Source organism: Rhodococcus sp. (in: high G+C Gram-positive bacteria), from assembly GCF_049299235.1.
Classification (GTDB): Bacteria; Actinomycetota; Actinomycetes; order Mycobacteriales; family Mycobacteriaceae; genus Rhodococcus.
The window spans coordinates 1-16,576 of sequence record NZ_JBAQXC010000391.1 but is presented as its reverse complement, the minus strand read 5'-3'; the positions used below and the strand labels follow the sequence as shown (position 1 = coordinate 16,576).

5 protein-coding genes and 1 pseudogene are annotated in these 16,576 nt (G+C 69.3%); 4 read left to right on the top strand and 2 right to left on the bottom strand.

The genetic code is table 11. The features are described from left to right. Window positions 1-11,773, bottom strand: a pseudogene (locus tag WAX14_RS24090) (amino acid adenylation domain-containing protein); the annotation flags it as partial. A 440-nt stretch (window positions 11,774-12,213) separates the two neighbouring features. On the opposite strand from WAX14_RS24090, the gene WAX14_RS24085 reads away from it, so the two are divergent. Further along, window positions 12,214-12,828 carry a hypothetical protein gene (locus WAX14_RS24085; RefSeq protein WP_422630563.1) on the top strand — a complete coding sequence of 205 codons (615 nt, stop codon included), beginning with the start codon at window positions 12,214-12,216 and terminating at the stop codon, window positions 12,826-12,828. A 36-nt stretch (window positions 12,829-12,864) separates the two neighbouring features. Here WAX14_RS24085 and WAX14_RS24080 read toward each other — a convergent pair whose 3' ends face one another. Continuing rightward, a complete protein-coding gene (locus WAX14_RS24080) occupies window positions 12,865-13,197 on the bottom strand; it encodes a hypothetical protein (RefSeq protein WP_422630562.1) in 333 nt (110 codons plus the stop codon). Window positions 13,198-13,381: 184 nt separating this feature from the next. On the opposite strand from WAX14_RS24080, the gene WAX14_RS24075 reads away from it, so the two are divergent. The 3 genes from WAX14_RS24075 (at window position 13,382) to pabB (ending at window position 16,463) form a co-directional block, all read left to right on the top strand. Continuing rightward, a complete protein-coding gene (locus WAX14_RS24075) occupies window positions 13,382-13,720 on the top strand; it encodes an RNA polymerase-binding protein RbpA (protein ID WP_422630561.1) in 339 nt (112 codons plus the stop codon). Between the two features lie 264 nt (window positions 13,721-13,984). Continuing rightward, a complete protein-coding gene (locus WAX14_RS24070; RefSeq protein ID WP_422630560.1) occupies window positions 13,985-14,326 on the top strand; it encodes a chorismate mutase family protein in 342 nt (113 codons plus the stop codon). Window positions 14,327-14,333: 7 nt separating this feature from the next. Then, a complete protein-coding gene (gene pabB / locus WAX14_RS24065; protein ID WP_422630559.1) occupies window positions 14,334-16,463 on the top strand; it encodes an aminodeoxychorismate synthase component I in 2,130 nt (709 codons plus the stop codon). Window positions 16,464-16,576: the final 113 nt, after the last annotated feature.

The window sequence follows — 16,576 nt, the reverse complement described above, 5'->3', positions numbered from 1 at the left end:
GGTGCGGGCGAGACGGTGCACGTGGCTCGACAGTTGCCGGTAGGTGAGGTGCCCGTCGGTGGCGGTGACGGCGATCGCGTCGGGGGTGGTGGCCGCGGCCCGGTCGAACAGGTCCATCAGGGTCGGTGCGGTGCCGGTGCCGGGTGTGGGGGGCACGGCCGGTTCGTGTTCGCCGGCGTCGAGCAGGTCGATGTCGCCGACGGGTCGGTGCGGGTCGGTGGTGATCGCGGTGAGCAGTCGCTGGAACCGCTCGGTGAGGGCGGTGACGGTGTCGGCGTCGAACAGGTCGGTGGCGTAGGTGAAGGCGCCGTGCAATCCGGCGGGGCCGATGGTCCCGGTGGTGGGTTGTTCCCCGATCGTCAGTTGCAGATCGAACTTGGCGACGTGCGGGTCGGCGTCGAGGGCGTCGACGACCAGATCGGGCAGTTCCAGGTGGGGACGGTCGTTGTTCTGGAATTCGAGGACGACCTGGAACAGCGGGGTGTGGTCGAGGGCGCGGATGGGGGCGAGATCGTCGACGAGCCGCTCGAACGGTAGTTCGGTGTGCCCGAACGCGGCGAGATCGACCTCGCGGGTGCGTTCGAGGTGGTCGGTGAACGTGTGCGATCCGGTGACCGGGGTGCGGAGCACCAGGGTGTTGACGAACATGCCGACGAGGGGGTCGAGGGCGCGGTGGCCACGGCCGGCGATCGGGGTGCCGATGGTGATGTCGTCGCTGCCGGACAGTCGAGCCAGCAGCACCGACAGGGCGGCGTGCATCGTCATGAACAGGGTGGTGCCGTGCCGGGCGGCCAGTTCCCGCAGGCGGCTGTGCACGTCGGCGGGGACGGTGAAGTGCACCGTGTCGCCGTGGAACGACCGGTGCGGGGGGCGCGGACGGTCGGTGGGTAGCGCGAGGACGTCGTGCACGTCGGCGAGGGTGCGCCGCCAATGGTCGAGGTGCCGGGCGGCGAGGGAGGTCGGGTCGGCGGGGTCGCCGAGCAGGCGCTGCTGCCACAGGGCGTAGTCGGCGTACTGCACCGGCAGTGGCTCCCAGTCGGGGGCCTGACCGCGGGTCCGCGCCAGATAGGCGGTCATCACGTCGCGTGCCAGCGGCGCCATCGACGCCCCGTCCGCGGCGATGTGATGCACGACGAGGACCAGGACGTGGTCGTCGGTGCCGGTGGACAGCAGTGCGGCGCGGACCGGGACGGCGGCGGCGACGTCGAATCCGGTGGTGATGGTGGCGTCGATCCGGGCGGGTAGGTCCGCGGCGGTGACGGGGACCGGATCGAGGTCGGGCATGGCCTGGTCCGGTGTGATGATCTGCTGGTGCGGGCCGTCGGGGTCTGCGGGGTATCGGGTGCGCAGGCTTTCGTGGCGGGTCAGCACGTCGTGGACGGCGGTGGTCAGGGCGGCGGTGTCGAGGTGTCCGGACAGGCGGATGGCGAGGGGAATGTTGTAGGTGGCGGAGGTGGTGTCGAATTGGTTGACGAACCACATGCGTTGCTGGGCCGGGGACAGCGGGATCTTCTCGGGCCGCTCCCCCGCGATCAGCGGGATTCGGGTGCTGCCGCCGTGGTCGTCGAGGATGCGGTCGGCGAGGGTGCGGACGGTGGGGGCTTCGAACAGGGCGCGTACCCCGGCGTCGGTGCCGAGCGCGGTGTTGATGCGGGCCAGGACGCGGGTGGCGAGCAATGAATTGCCGCCGAGGTCGAAGAAGCTGTCGTCGACGGACACCCGGTCGTGGCCGAGGATTTCGGCGACGAGTTCGGCGATGGTCGATTCGAGGTCGGTGCTCGGTGGGTGGTAGTCGCCGCTACCGGTGGTCAGGTCCGGTATCGGCAGGGCGCGGCGGTCGAGTTTGCCGACGGGGGTCAATGGGATGTCGTCGAGGACGACAATCGCGGCGGGCACCATGTGTGCGGGGAGTCGGCCGGCGGCGTGGTCGCGGACGGCGGTGGTGTCGAGGGTGTGTCCGGCGTCGGCCAGTACGTAGGAGACGAGCACGGTGTCGCCGGACGGGGCGGTGTGTCCGAGGGTGGCGGCGAACGTGACGTGCGGGTGGGCGGCGAGTGCGGCGTCGATCTCGCCGAGTTCGATGCGGAAGCCGCGGACCTTGACCTGGAAGTCGGTGCGTCCGAGGTATTCGACGGTGCCGTCGGTGAGCCAGCGCACCACGTCTCCGGTGCGGTACATCCGTTCGCCTGCGCTGCCGTAGGGGTCGGCGACGAAGCGGGCGGCGGTCAGGTCGGTGCGGTGGTGGTAGCCGCGGGCGACGCCGGCGCCGGCGATGTACAGTTCGCCGGCGACGCCGACCGGGACGGGCCGGAGTCGGTCGTCGAGGATCACCTCGTGGAATCCGATGGCGGGACCACCGACGGTGACGGTTTTGCCGGGGTGCATGTCGGGGCTGACGCTGGTTTCGATGGTCGCCTCGGACGGTCCGTAACCGTTGTACATGCGGCGGTTCACCGCCCAGCGTGCCACCAGTTCCGGTGGGCAGGCTTCCCCGGCGACGACGAGCACTTCCAGGTGGTCGAGTCCGGTCGGGTCGAGGGAGGCGAGCGCGGTCGGGGTGATGAACGCGTGGGTGACGTGTTCCTCGCGCAGGATGCGGGCCAGTTCGTCGCCGCCGTACACGGTGGGCGGGATGATCACCAGTGTCGCGCCCGCGCAGAACGCCTTGGTCAGTTCGAAGATGGACGCGTCGAAGCTCGGTGAGGCCAGGTGCGAGATCCGGGCGCCATGTGTGATCGAGAAATGTTGTCGCACTTCAGCATTGAGGTTGGTCATGCCGCGGTGTGCGACGACGACACCTTTGGGTCGGCCGGTGGATCCGGATGTGTAGATCAGGTAGGCGGGGTGATCGAAGTGCAGGGCCGTGGTGCGGTCGGCGTCGGTGATCGGCGCCGCGGACAGTGCGGCGAGCCGCCGGCGGACATCGGGGTCGTCGAGCAGCAGCCAGGGCACCGTGTCGGGCAGCCCGTCACGGTGCGCGGCGGTGGTCAATCCGATGGTGGCGGAGCAGTCGGTGAGCATGTAGGTGATGCGGTCGGCCGGATAGGTCGGGTCGACCGGCACGAAGGCGGCCCCTGATTTGGTGACCGCCCACACGGCGGCGACCGATTCGATCGATCGGGAGATGCACAGGGCCACGAATGTTTCCGGGGCGGCCCCGGCCTCGATCAGGGCCCGCGCGACCCGGTTGGACCAGTCGTCGAGTTCGCGGTAGGTGACGGTGCGGCCCTCGAAGGTCAGGGCGGTCGCGTCCGGGACGATCGCCGCGACCGAGGACAGCAGTTCCGGCCACAGTTGCGGGGACACCGGGGGCAGCCCCCGCGCGGGTGCGAGCGTCGCCAGTTCGGTGGGGGTGACGATGTCGATGTCGCCGATCGGCCGGTCCGGTCGGTCGGTCGGTGACGGCGGTGAGGATTCGGCGGAAACGGTCGGCGAAGGAGGCGACGGTGTCCGCGTCGAACAGGTCGGTGGCGTAGGTGAAGGCGCAGCGGAGGCCGCCGGGGCCGTCCGCACCGCCGGTTTCGGCGACGGCCAGTTGCAGATCGAAGTGGGACAGGGTGGGTTCGAGGTCCAGGACCGTGGCGGTCAGGCCGGGCAGGGTCACCTCGGGCCGGTCGATGTCCTGGAATTCGAGCAGCACCTGGAACAGCGGTGAGTAGGCGGTCGAGCGGGGCGGGTCGAGCACCTCGACGAGCCGTTCGAACGGGATGTCGGTGTGGGTGAAGGCGGCCAGGTCGGTGGTGCGGACGCGGTGCAGCAGTGTGGGGAACGATTCCTGGTCGTCGACGCCGGTGCGGAGCACCACGGTGTTGACGAACATGCCGACCATGTCGTCGAGGGCGCGGTCCCCTCGCCCGGCGACGGGTGTGCCGACCACGATGTCGGTGGAGGTGGACAGTCGTGCCAGCAGCATCGTCAGTGCCGCGTGCACCACCATGAACAGGGAGGCATCGTGGGTGCGGGCCAGCGCCAGCAGAGCGCGGTGGGTGTCGGCGTCGACGGTGAACGGAATGCGGGCGCCGCGTTGGCTCTGCTGCACGGGGCGGGGCCGGTCCAACGGCAGTTCCAGGAGTTCGGGGATCGCGTCGAGGGTCTCGCGCCAAAACGCGAGTTGACGGCCGGCGGTGGAGGTGGGGTCGTGGTCGTCGCCGAGCACCGTGTGCTGCCACATCGTGTAGTGCGGGTACTGCACCGGCAGCGGTGCCCACCGCGGGGATTCGCCGGTGCTGCGGGCGGTGTAGGCGGTGATGATGTCGCGGGCCAGCGGCAGCATCGAGAAGCCGTCGGCAGCGATGTGATGCACGACGAGCACCAGGATGTGGTCGTGGTCGTCGACGGCGAGCAGGTGTACCCGCACCGGGACCTCGGCGGCGACGTCGACACCGGCGGACACCGCGGCGGTGATGTCGGGGTTCGGGTCGGTCGGGTCGGTGACGGGGACAACGGTCAGCTCGGGGAGGGTCGCGGTCGCCGATACCACCAGTTGGGTGGGTCCGTCGTCGCCGAGCGGGTAACGGGTGCGCAGGGAGTCGTGCCGCTGTGCAACGTCGGCGAGGGCGTGCCGCATCGCGGGGATGTCGACGGTGCCGGTCAGGTGCAGGGCGACGGCGATGTTGTAGGCCGGGGATGTGGTGTCGAACTGGTTGATGAACCACATGCGTTGTTGCGCCGGGGACAGCGGGATCTGCGCGGGCAGCGCCACCGGCTGCAGCGGCGGCCGGGCCGGACGCACCACGGTGTCGGTGTCGGTGTCGAGTTCGAGGCGCGCGGCGAGCGCGGCGACGGTGGGGCTGTCGAACAGGTCGCGCACGCCGATGTCGGTGTCGAGTGCGGCGGAGATGCGGGCAGCGAGCCGCATCGCGAGCAGTGAGTTGCCGCCCAGGTCGAGGAAGTTGTCGTGGACGCCGACCCGGTCGGTGCCGAGCAGGTCCGCGAAGATCGACGCGAGCAGGTCCTCGACAGCACTGCGCGGGGCAGTGTGGTCGGCGGGTGCGGCCGGTTCCGGGGTGGGCAGGGCGCGGCGGTCCAGTTTGCCGTTGGGGCCGACGGGCATCCGGTCGAGCACCGTGATGTGGGTGGGCACCATGTAGTCGGGTAGCCGGCCGGCGGCGTATGCGGTCACCGCGGCGGCGTCGACGCGGTGTCCGGCGGCTGGCACGACGTACCCGACGAGTCGGTCGTCGGCACCCCGGTCGTCGACACCGTGGTGGACGAGCACGGTGGCCTGCGCGATGTGGTCGTGGGCGCGCAGTATCTGTTCGATCTCGCCGAGTTCGATGCGTTGTCCACGCAGTTTGATCTGGAAGTCGCTGCGGCCGAGGTATCGCAACGCGCCGTCGGTGCGCCACGACACCAGATCGCCGGTGCGGTACATGCGGTCGCCGGGGCGGTGTGGGTCGGCGACGAACCGGTCGGCGGTCAGATCGGGTCGGGCCAGGTAGCCGCGGGCCAGTTGAATGCCGGACAGGTACAGTTCGCCGATCCCGCCGACCGGTACCGGCTGGAGGCGGGTGTCGAGGACGTGGACGCGGGTGTTCCACACCGGGGTGCCGATAGGGATGTCGCCGGTGTCGGCGGCGGTGACCTGCCAGGCGGTGACGTCGACGGCAGCTTCGGTGGGGCCGTACAGGTTGTGCAGGGTCGCGGTGGGCAGCGCAGCCGCGGCGGCGGCGGCGGTGGTGGCGGGCAGCGCCTCGCCGCTGCAGAACACCATCCGCAGGGACGCGCACCGCTGCGGGGCGGCCGCGTCGACGAACACCGCGAGCATCGACGGGACGAAGTGGGTGACGGTGACGCCACTGCTGTCGATCAGCCGGGTCAGATAGGCGGGGTCGCGGTGACCGTCGGGGGCGGCGACGACCAGTCGGGCACCGGTCTGCAGGGGCCAGAAGAACTCCCACACCGACACGTCGAACGTGGCGGGGGTTTTCTGCAGCACCGTGTCGGCGGCGGTGAGCGGGTAGGTGTGCTGCATCCACCGCAACCGGTTGACGATGGCGGCGTGGGTGACGGCCACGCCCTTGGGGCGGCCGGTGGACCCGGAGGTGTAGAGCACGTACGCCAGGTCGTCGGGGTGCAGCGGCGCGGTGCGGTCGGCGTCGGTGATCGGGGTGTTCGGGTAGCGGCTGGTGTCGAGCCGGTCCAGGTGCACGATCCGGGTGTGTTCCGGCAGGTCGGGATGGTCGGTGGTGGTGGTCAGCACGCAGGTCGGGGCGGCGTCGGCCAGCACGTAGCCGAGCCGGTCGGCGGGATGGTCGGGGTCGAGCGGCAGGTGGGCGGCGCCGGCCCGGTCGACGGCGTACATGCCGACGAGCAGTTCGACGGACCGGTGCATCGCCAGTCCCACAATGTGTCCGGGGCCGGCGCCGAGGCCGATGAGGTGACGGGCGAGGCGGGTGGTGCGGGCGTCGAATTCGGCGTAGGTGAGGGTGGTGTCGCCGACGGTGACGGCCGGGGCGTCGGGGGTGCGGGCGACCTGCGCGGCGAACAGGTCGGCGAGGGTGCCGCCGGGGTGCGGGGCGTCGGTGGCGTTCCACTCGTCGAGGATCCGGGTGCGCTCGGCGGGGGTGAGCAGATCCAGGTCGCCGATCGGGATGTTCGGGGTGTCGACGGCGGCGGTGAGCAGTCGCACGAACCGGTCCGCGAACGCGGCGGCGGTGGCGCGGTCGAACAGGTCGGTGGCGTAGGACAGGGCACCGTGGAGCGCGACCGGTGTGCCGTCCTCGTCGGGTACTTCGGTGAGCAGCAGGTGGAGATCGAATTTTGTTGTTCCCGTGTCTGTTTCGGAGACGTCTACGGACACGTCGGGCAGCGTGAAGTGGGCGGATTCGTTGTTCTGGAAGGCGAGCATCACCTGGAACAACGGCGAGTACGCGGCGGACCGGGCGGTGGCGACGGAATCGACGACCGAGTCGAACGGCACGTCGGTGTGGTCGAAGCTGTCGAGATCGACGGTGCGGACCGCGCTCAGGTGCTCGGCGAAGGTGCTGCTGCCGGACACGGGGGTGCGCAGCACGACGGTGCCGACGAACATGCCGACCAGGCCGTCGAGCATCCGGTCGCCGCGGCCGGACACCGGGCTGCCGATGCTGATGTCGTCGCTGCCGGTCAGCCGGGCGAGCAGCGCCGCGAGCGCCGCGTGCACCGTCATGAACGGGGTCGCGGCGTGGGTCTGCGCCGTCGCGGCGACACGCCGGTACAGGTCGTGGTCGATGTCGAAGCGGACGGTGTCGCCGCGGAAGGATTGCTGTGGGGGTCGCGGGCGGTCCGTCGGCAGCGACAGCAACTCGGGCGCACCGGCGAGTCGGTCGCGCCAGAACGCGAGTTGACGCGCCGCTACCGAATCGGGGTCGGTGGGGTCGCCGAGCAGGTCGCGTTGCCACAGCGCGAAGTCTGCGTATTGCACGGGCAGCGGCGTCCACCGTGGTGCGTGGCCGGTGCGGCGTGCCAGGTAGGCGGACATCACGTCCCGGGCCAACGGTGCCAGGGATGCGCCGTCCGCCGCGATGTGATGTACGACGACGGTCAGGATGTGCTCGTCGGGGGCGAGTTCGAACAGGGAGACCCGCAGTGGTAGTTCGGTGGCGACATCGAATCCGGTGACGGCGCTGTCGATGACGGCATCGCGGTGGCGGTCGCCCCCGACGGGGATCGGGGTGAGGCCGGGCAGGGTGCCCGGCGGCAGGACGCGTTGGACCGGTCCGTCACCGGTGGCCGGGAACACCGTGCGCAGCGACTCGTGGCGGGTCACCACATCATGGACGGCGGCCGACAGGGCATCGACGTCGAGTCGGCCGGTCATCCGGATCGACATCGGAATGTTGTAGGCCGCCGACGCGGTGTCGAGTTGGTTGACGAACCACAGGCGTTGCTGCGCGGCGGAGACGGGGACCGGGTCCGGCCGTGGCCGGGCGACGAGCGGCGGCCGGCCGGTGGCGCCGACGGCGGGCAGTGCCGCAGCCAGGGATCGCACCGTGGGTGTTTCGAACAGGGCCCGCACACCCAGGTCGGTGCCGAGCACGGTGTTGATGCGCGCCAGGACACGGGTGGCGATCAGGGAGTTGCCGCCGAGATCGAAGAAGTTGTCGTCGACACCGATCCGGTCGATGCCGAGTTGCTCGGCGAACACGTCCGCGACGGCCCGTTCGGTGGCGGTGGTCGGGGTGCTGTAGTCGGCGCCGGAGGTGAATACCGGGTCGGGCAGGGCGCGCCGGTCGAGTTTCCCGACCGGGGTCAGGGGGATCTCGTCGAGCACCGTGATCGCGGCGGGCATCATGTGTGCCGGTAGCCGGCGGCCCACCCGGTCGAGCAGTTCGGCGACGTCGACGGTGTGTCCGGGTTCGGGGAGGACGTAGGCGGCGAGCAGGGTGTCGCCGGACGGGGCGGTACGCCCGACGGTGATCGCGAACGTGATGTCGTCGTGTGCGGTGAGTGCGGCGTCGATCTCGCCGAGTTCGATGCGGAATCCGCGGATCTTCACCTGGAAATCGGAACGGCCCAGGTATTCGGCGTTGGCGCGGTCGCCGTTGGAACGCCATCGCACCACGTCACCGGTGCGGTACATGCGGCTGCCCGGCGAGCCGTACGGGTCGGCGACGAATCGGGTGGCGGTCAGTCCTGGCCGGTGGTGGTAGCCGCGGGTGACACCCGGCCCGCCGATGTACAACTCCCCGGCGACGGCGGACGGCAGCGGATGCAGGCGCGTGTCGAGGACGACTTCGTTGACCCCGCACACCGGGGTGCCGATGGTGATGGGGTGTTCCGGTGTCATCGGTGCGGTGATGTTGACGACGATGGTGGCTTCGGTGGGGCCGTATGCGTTGAACATGCGGCGGCCCGGTGCCCAGCGGGCCACCAGTTCCGGCGGGCACGCCTCCCCCGCGACCGTGACCACCTCGAGGTCGACGGCCGTCGGGTCGACCGAGGCCAGTGCGGCGGGGGTGGCGAACGCGTGGGTGACGTGTTCGGTGCGCCAGATCCGCGCGAGTTCGTCCCCGCCGTACACGGTGCTCGGCACGATCACCAGGGTCGCGCCGATCCCGAAGGCCGTCATGTACTCGAAGATCGACGCGTCGAAACTCGGTGAGGAGAAGTGCGAGACCCGGGCGGTCGGCGGCGGCGCCAGCCGATTATGCAGCGAGGCAGCGAGATTCGCGAGTCCACGATGCGGGACGATGACGCCCTTGGGGCGGCCGGTGGACCCGGAGGTGTAGATCAGATAGGCGGGATGGTCGGTGTGCAGGTCGGCGCGTCGATCGAGATCGGTCAGCGGCAGCGGCGATGCCGCGGCGACCCGATCACGGAACCCGGGCTCGTCCATCGCCAGCCACGGCACGGTGTCCGGCAAGTCGGTGCGATGCGCGGCGGTGGTCATCCCCAGCGTCGCGCCGGAATCGCCGAGCATGTAGGCGATGCGCTCGTTCGGGTAGGCGGGATCGACGGGAACGAACGCGGCCCCGGCTTTGGCGACCGCCCAGATCGCGGCGACCGACTCGATCGACCGTGCCATGCCGAGCGCGACGAAAGTCTCGGGGCCGGCACCGGCATCGATCAGGACCCGGGCGGCCCGGTTGGACCAGTCGTCGAGTTCGCCGTACGTGACGGTGCGGCCCGCGCAGGACAGTGCCACGGTGTCCGGCACGATCGCGGCCACCGACGAGAGCAATTCGGGCCACAGTTGCGGCGACATCGTCGGCCGGCCGTGCGCCGGAGCCAGCCCCGCCAGATCCTCCGCCGCGGTGAAATCGATGTCGCCCACCGCCACGTCCGGGTCGGTGGCGACCGCGGCGAGGATGCGGGCCCACCGGTCGAGAAGATCACCGATCGTGTCGGTGTCGAACACGTCGGCGGCGTAGCTGCATCGCACGGTCAGTCGGTCGTCGCCTGCCGGGGTGACGTGCAGCGCAATCTCGACCGGCATCGAGGGTCGAGCGGCCCGGTCGTCGGGACCGGCGACGGTCATGATCACCGGAAGTGCCAGATCGCCGGCACGGGCGAGAACCTCGGTGGTCACGTCGGCGTGTGCGAAGGCATCCGCATCGACAAGGGCCGTCCGGGTGAGGACGGTGCGGAACAATTCGGCGCCGGACAGCGGCACCCGCAGCGGCAGTACGGTAGTCGCGGTCGGCACGCCGACGATCGTGTCCTCGGTTCCGGTCAGGCGGGCGACGAGGACCGCGAGTGCCGCGTGCAGTACCCGAGGCAGGTGCGCGCCGGACCCGGCGAGAGCGGTGAGGGCGGGTACGTCGGCGGGCACCGCTGTGTTGAACAGTGCTGTTTCGGGCCGTGCTGTTTCGGGCCCGGCGGTGCCGGACGGGCGTGCGGGTCGGCGGCGCAGCGACGGCAACTCCAGCCGATCCGGTGCACCGGCGAGGGTGTGTTCCCAGAACGCGGCAACCGCGGTGGTGCGGCGGACCTGTGCCCCGATCTCGGCGGAATCCGCGTGGATCGCCGCGACCGCGGTATCGGGTGCGGCACGGACGAATTCGTCGAGCAGATCGACGAACCGACCGTGGTGGGTGCGTAGTTCGTCCTCGTCGTACCGGTTCGGATTGCCGCGGAAGTCGACGAACGTGCGGGCCGGGGTGCCGGACTGGTAGATGTTCACCAGGAGGTCCTCGACGGGACCGGAGGTCATGATGTGGAACTCGCCGCGGACCGGGCCGAGCTGGATCTGCTGGTGGAACAGCATGATGTTGATCTGCGGTCCGGCGTAGCGGTGACCGTCGCCGGAAGCGCCGGTGTCGCGGCGGACGTCTTCGAGGCTGCACCGCTGGTGGCGCAGCGCACCGGTCAATTCGAGCTGCACGCGTCCGACGAGGGTGTCCCGAGTGTCATCGGGTTCGATCCGGATACGGAGGGGCACCGTGTTGACGAGCATGCCGCCGGAGCGCCGGACCAGGGCGGTGGTGCGGGCCGACACCGGCAGGTTGACGACCACGTCGCCCTGGCCGGTCATTCGCGAGAGATAGGTGGCGAACGCGGCGGTCACGACGGCGGTGGGTGACGAACCGGCGGTGTCGTCGGTCGCTGTCAGGTGCCGCACCAACTCGTCGGGCAAGGCATTTCCGGTGAGAGCGCTGCGCGCCGCGGTCGGTGCGGTCCGCCGGGCCAGGGTGGTGCCGTCGTCCATGCCCGCGACCCGGCCCACCCAGTAGTCGCGGTCGGCGGCGAACCGGCTCGACTCGCGGTACTCGCGGTCCCATTCGTAGAGTGCCCGCAGGTCGGCCGCCCGGGAACGCTCAGGGTCGCGGCCGTCGGTTTCCGCGGTGTACAGCGCCGCGATGCGGTTGACCATCGTCATCGCCGCGTAGCCGTCCAGTGCGACGTGGTGGATCCTGCTGTACCACAGGTGGTGCCGGTCGGCGACGCGCAGGATCGTCATGTTCACCAGCGGGTCGCGGGCCAGATCGACCGGGGTCGCGTAGTCGGCGTCCATCCAGTGCCGGGCCGCACCGAGCGGGTCGGGTTCGGTGCGGAAGTCCAGCAGCGGAATGTCGAGGTGTTCGAGGGCGGGATCGACGAACTGGTAGGGCTCACCGTCGACCTCGACCACCCGCACGAACGCCGATTGGAACTCGCGGCCGGCGGTGTAGCCGGCGCGGCGCAACAGTGCGACGTCCAGGTCGCCGCGCAGGTCCACATACTGGGCGATGCAGATCGGGACGTCGGGAGCGAGTTGCTGGGCGAACCAGATCGAGCGTTGCGCGGAGGACAGAGGGAAGGCTTCCGGTGGCAGGTGTCGAGCGTCGTGCAACAGAATTCTCCCCTTCAAGAAAGCGATTCCGGAACCTGCTCGTCCCCCGACAAGTGGCAGGCCCGACCTCGTCGAATGGACGGTGGTGCTGCTCTCTCTGGTGTCGATCGTCCACGTCGTTGCTGTCGCTGTCGAGGCATGTCCGGCGTGGGTGCTCCCTCAAGCTAGACCATTGCCGAACCGCACGCCGCAAAACCGGCACCGGAATTCACCCCCGCGCCGGTGGCCGAAATCGAAACGATATCGAAATTCGGACATATGGTTGAAAGCGCCGGTTAGGTCGATTCGCGACATCACATTACAATGAAAATATGACAACGGAACGATCTCGTAACCCCGAATTGCCGGTTCTGTGACTGAATGTGATGCAAATTCCGCAGCGATACACCCGAAAAGCACTATTCTCGGGCGCACCGGACCAGCCCCACGCATGCACCCGTGACCCGAAGGAGCCCGAGATGCCGCGTCGATGGACCGTTCGATCGCTCTGCGCCTTGTTCGCCGCAACCACCGCTGTCGCGCTCCCCGCACATGCGAACGCGCAGCAGGAGCCACCCGGGCTCACACCCGACGCACTGCGCAGCGCCGCCGCCGACTCCCCCGACACCGCAGCGGCCGTCGACGCACTGCTCGACGCGGCCACGAACCCCGCCGGAATCCTCGACGATCTCCTCAATCCGCCGCGCAACACGCCGCAGCCGTTCATGGAAGCAGCCCCGACCGTCGGCCTCGGCTGCGGCGGAGGGTTCGTCCCCTTCGCCCAAACCGTCGGATGGGCGCAGCCCGGCCCGAACACCAACCCCGATGTCGCCATCGGTCAGCTCAAGATCTTCGTCTCCCCCACCATCCCCGTGCAGCCCGCCCGCTCCGACCTGACCTTCGTCTGGCTGAACATGGACACCTTCCGCGGTGGCATCGACAAACTCGACGACACGACCGGCGGCGTACCCCAACTGACGAAGACGGTGAACACCGGAACCGGACCGGTCTTGTCCGCACTGTTCGGCTCCGTCGAATACGCCAACGGCACCTACTGCCAGGTCATCTACACGATGGGTGGCTTTTTCGCCTGACGGCGAGGGGGGTGGCTTTTTCGCCTGACGGCGAGGTCAGCGGATCCGCTCGGCGGCTCGGGCCACCCGGAGCAACTCGGCGCACAGTGCGCTCAGCTCCTCGGAACCCGCGCCCTCGGCGACTGCCGTGGCGACATCCTCGGCGGCGCACCGCACCTCGAAAGCCCGGTCGGCCAGCGCCGCAGCCTCCCCGGCCGAGAGCACCACAGTGTCCGCGGGAAGGCCCGTGTCGCGGGTCAGGGCACGCTGCTCGTACGCCCGCTGCCGGCACGAACGCCGGCAATACCGCCGACGACGGCCGACACCGGCATCCGGGACCGGCCGTCCGCACCAGAGGCAACTCTCCGGTTTGCGTTCGCGTCCGGTCATGGCCCGACACCTTACCGGCGCTCCCCCGGTGGCCGGTAAGATGATGCATCCCACCGAGCCCGGCCACGGGAACGGATTCGGCCGCGTCGACGTTGAACACGCTAGGACGCGCCGACGCCCGGTCGTCCCCTCGCCACCAGGCGGCGACCCACCGGGCGGAGCACACAACGGAGAGGACACCACCATGGCAGATCGTGTACTGCGAGGCAGCCGGCTCGGAGCGGTGAGCTACGAAACCGATCGTGACCACGATCTGGCGCCGCGCCGCATCGCCCGGTACCGCTGCGACAACGGTGAGGAATTCGACGTCCCGTTCGCCAACGAGGCAGAGATCCCCGGCACCTGGATCTGCAAGAACGGCCTCGAAGGCACCCTCGTCGAAGGCACCGCGCCCGAGCCGAAGAAGGTCAAGCCGCCGCGCACGCACTGGGACATGCTGCTCGAACGCCGTTCGATCGACGAACTCGACGAATTGCTCAAAGAACGCCTCGATCTGCTCAAGACCAAACGTCGCGGAGCCTGACCGGCAGGTCGATCCCGGGCTCTACGAGCCCGTACGAATGCCGCCCTGTGGGACTGTCCACGGGGCGGCATTCGTCGTCTCGGTCCACGGTCGGTGAAGGTCGTGACGCGGGCACGCCACAATACGATCAATCGAAGGCACCATGATCGTTTCCATGTAATTATGAGCGCACTCCGATCGATATTCGAAAAGCGACGACCATACCCTGCGAATCGGAATTTCCCTGCGGGAATTCCGGATTGCCGTACCAGGGGGTGAAGGCAGATGAACGACAGCAACACGCCGGAACCGGAAACGGAACTGGCGAGGCTGCGCGCGGAACTGGACCACATCGACGGTCGGCTACTCGACGATGTGCGCGACCGACTGGGCGTCATCGCGCGGATCGCCGACCTCAAACAGCGCCACACGATCCCGGTGATGCAACCAGCCCGGATGCGGCAGGTTCACGAACGCGCCGCCACCTACGCGCACCGCAACGGACTGTCCACCGAGTTTCTGCACGACCTCTACGTTCTGCTGATCGACGAGGCATGCCGGGTCGAGGATCTCGTCGTCGACGATCCACTCCGGCGCCTCGCCGACCTCGGCGAGAACCTGAGCTGAGGCCGCTATGCACACCGGCCCACGGCCCACCCGTACCCTGCTCGTCGACAACTACGATTCGTTCACCTACAACTTGTACAGCCTGCTGTCCGAGGTCAACGGCGTGTCACCGACCGTGGTACCCAACGACACACCGTGGGAACACATCGATCCGGCCGGGTTCGACAACATCGTCGTCTCACCGGGCCCCGGTCGTCCCGACCGGGCGCGCGACTTCGGGGTCAGTGCCCACGCACTGCTGGACGCCGGGCTCCCCGTCCTCGGCGTCTGCCTCGGGCACCAGGGTCTGTGCCATCTGTTCGGCGCGCCGGTCGTGCAGGCACCCGAACCCGTACACGGGCGTCTGGCTGTCATCGTCCACACCGGCACCGGACTGTTCACCGGTCTGCCCGCACGGTTCGCGGCGGTGCGATACCACTCGCTGATCGTCGACGAGGTGCCCGATGAACTCGAGGCCGTCGCATGGACCGAGGACGGTCTGCTCATGGGCGTGGCCCACCGCAGTCGGCCGATGTGGGGTGTTCAATTCCACCCCGAGTCGATCTCCACCGAACACGGCCGTGACCTGCTGGTGAACTTCCGCAACGCCACCCCCGACCGAGGCCCGATCATGGTCGACTCGCCATCACCGCACACGGCACCGGCGGACACTGCACGGCCCGAGCCCCGGTATGTGCTCGAGAGTCGCCGACTCGACCGCAATCTCGATCCGCAGGTGGTGTTCGAACGACTTTTCGCCGACCGGCCGCACAGCTTCTGGCTCGACGGCAGTGCCGCATCCGAACCCGGTGCCCGCTTCAGTGTGCTCGGCGACGGTTCCGGCCCCCGCGCCGAATTCGTCACCTACAGCGTCGCCGAAACCCTGGTGCGCGAACACACTGCCGACGGTGCCGTCACCGAATACCACAGCACCTTCTTCGATCACCTCGACCGCCGCCTCGCCGAACGCCCGGTCGTGCGGCGAGACGATCTGCCGTTCGGGTTCGGGCTCGGCTACGTCGGTTATCTCGGTTACGAACTCAAGGCCGACGCAGGCGCTCAACTGGTGCACACCTCCCCGACCGCGGATGCGGCAATGGTGTTCGCGGACCGGGCACTCGTCCTCGACCACGATGCCGGGCAGTGCTACCTGATCGCGCTGAGCGATCGGCCCGGCGAGTCGGCGACCGCCGACTGGTTCACCCGAATCACCGCGGTCCTCGACGAACTCGACGACATGACCGCGCTCGCGCCGCCCCCTGCGCCGCTGCTGCGTCTGGACCGCGACCAGCCGATGCGGCTGCGGCACGACGGCCGACGCTACCTGGACCTGATCGACCAGTGCGTCGCCGAAATCCGCAGCGGCGAAACCTACGAGGTGTGCCTGACCAACATGGCGACCGTCGAGCGTAGCGTCGACCCGGTGCGCACGTATGAATGTCTGCGCGAGATCAGTCCCACCCCGTACAGTGCGTTGCTGCGTTTCCCGGGGCTGTCGGTGCTCAGCGCGTCACCCGAACGGTTCCTGCGCATCGGCGCGGACCGTGTCGTCGAGTCCAAACCGATCAAGGGGACCCGGCCGCGGGGCGCAACGAACGCCGAGGACGGGAGGCTGCGGGACGATCTGCGGTCGAGCGAGAAGGACCGCTCCGAGAACCTGATGATCGTCGATCTGGTGCGTAACGACCTGTCCCGGGTGTGCGTCCCGGGTTCGGTGCATGTGCCGAAACTGTTCGACGTCGAAACCTATGCTGCGGTACATCAACTGGTGTCCACTGTGCGCGGCACGTTGCGTCCGGAGGTGTCCGCCGTGGACTGTGTGCGCGCGGCATTCCCCGGCGGGTCGATGACCGGTGCCCCGAAACTGCGGACCATGGAGATCATCGACAAACTCGAGGACGGTCCCCGCGGGGTGTATTCCGGGGCGCTGGGATACCTGTCGCCGACCGGGGCCGCCGACCTGTCCATCGTCATCCGCACGATGGTCGTCACCGACCACGAGGTGAGCTTCGGTATCGGCGGTGCCATCGTCGCCCTGTCCGACGCGTCCGATGAACTCGAGGAAACTCTGGTCAAGGCGGTCACGATGCGCCGGGCCCTGTCCGACACGCCACTGCCGCCCGAAACGCCACTGCCGTCCGAAGGCGCCGATCGATGACCGGCGGTCCGGTGATCGTGGCCGGCGGCGCGGGTGCGGTCGGGCGGATGGTGGTGACGGCGCTGCGCGCCGACGGTACCGAGGTGCTGGTCCTCGACCCGGCACCGGAGGAC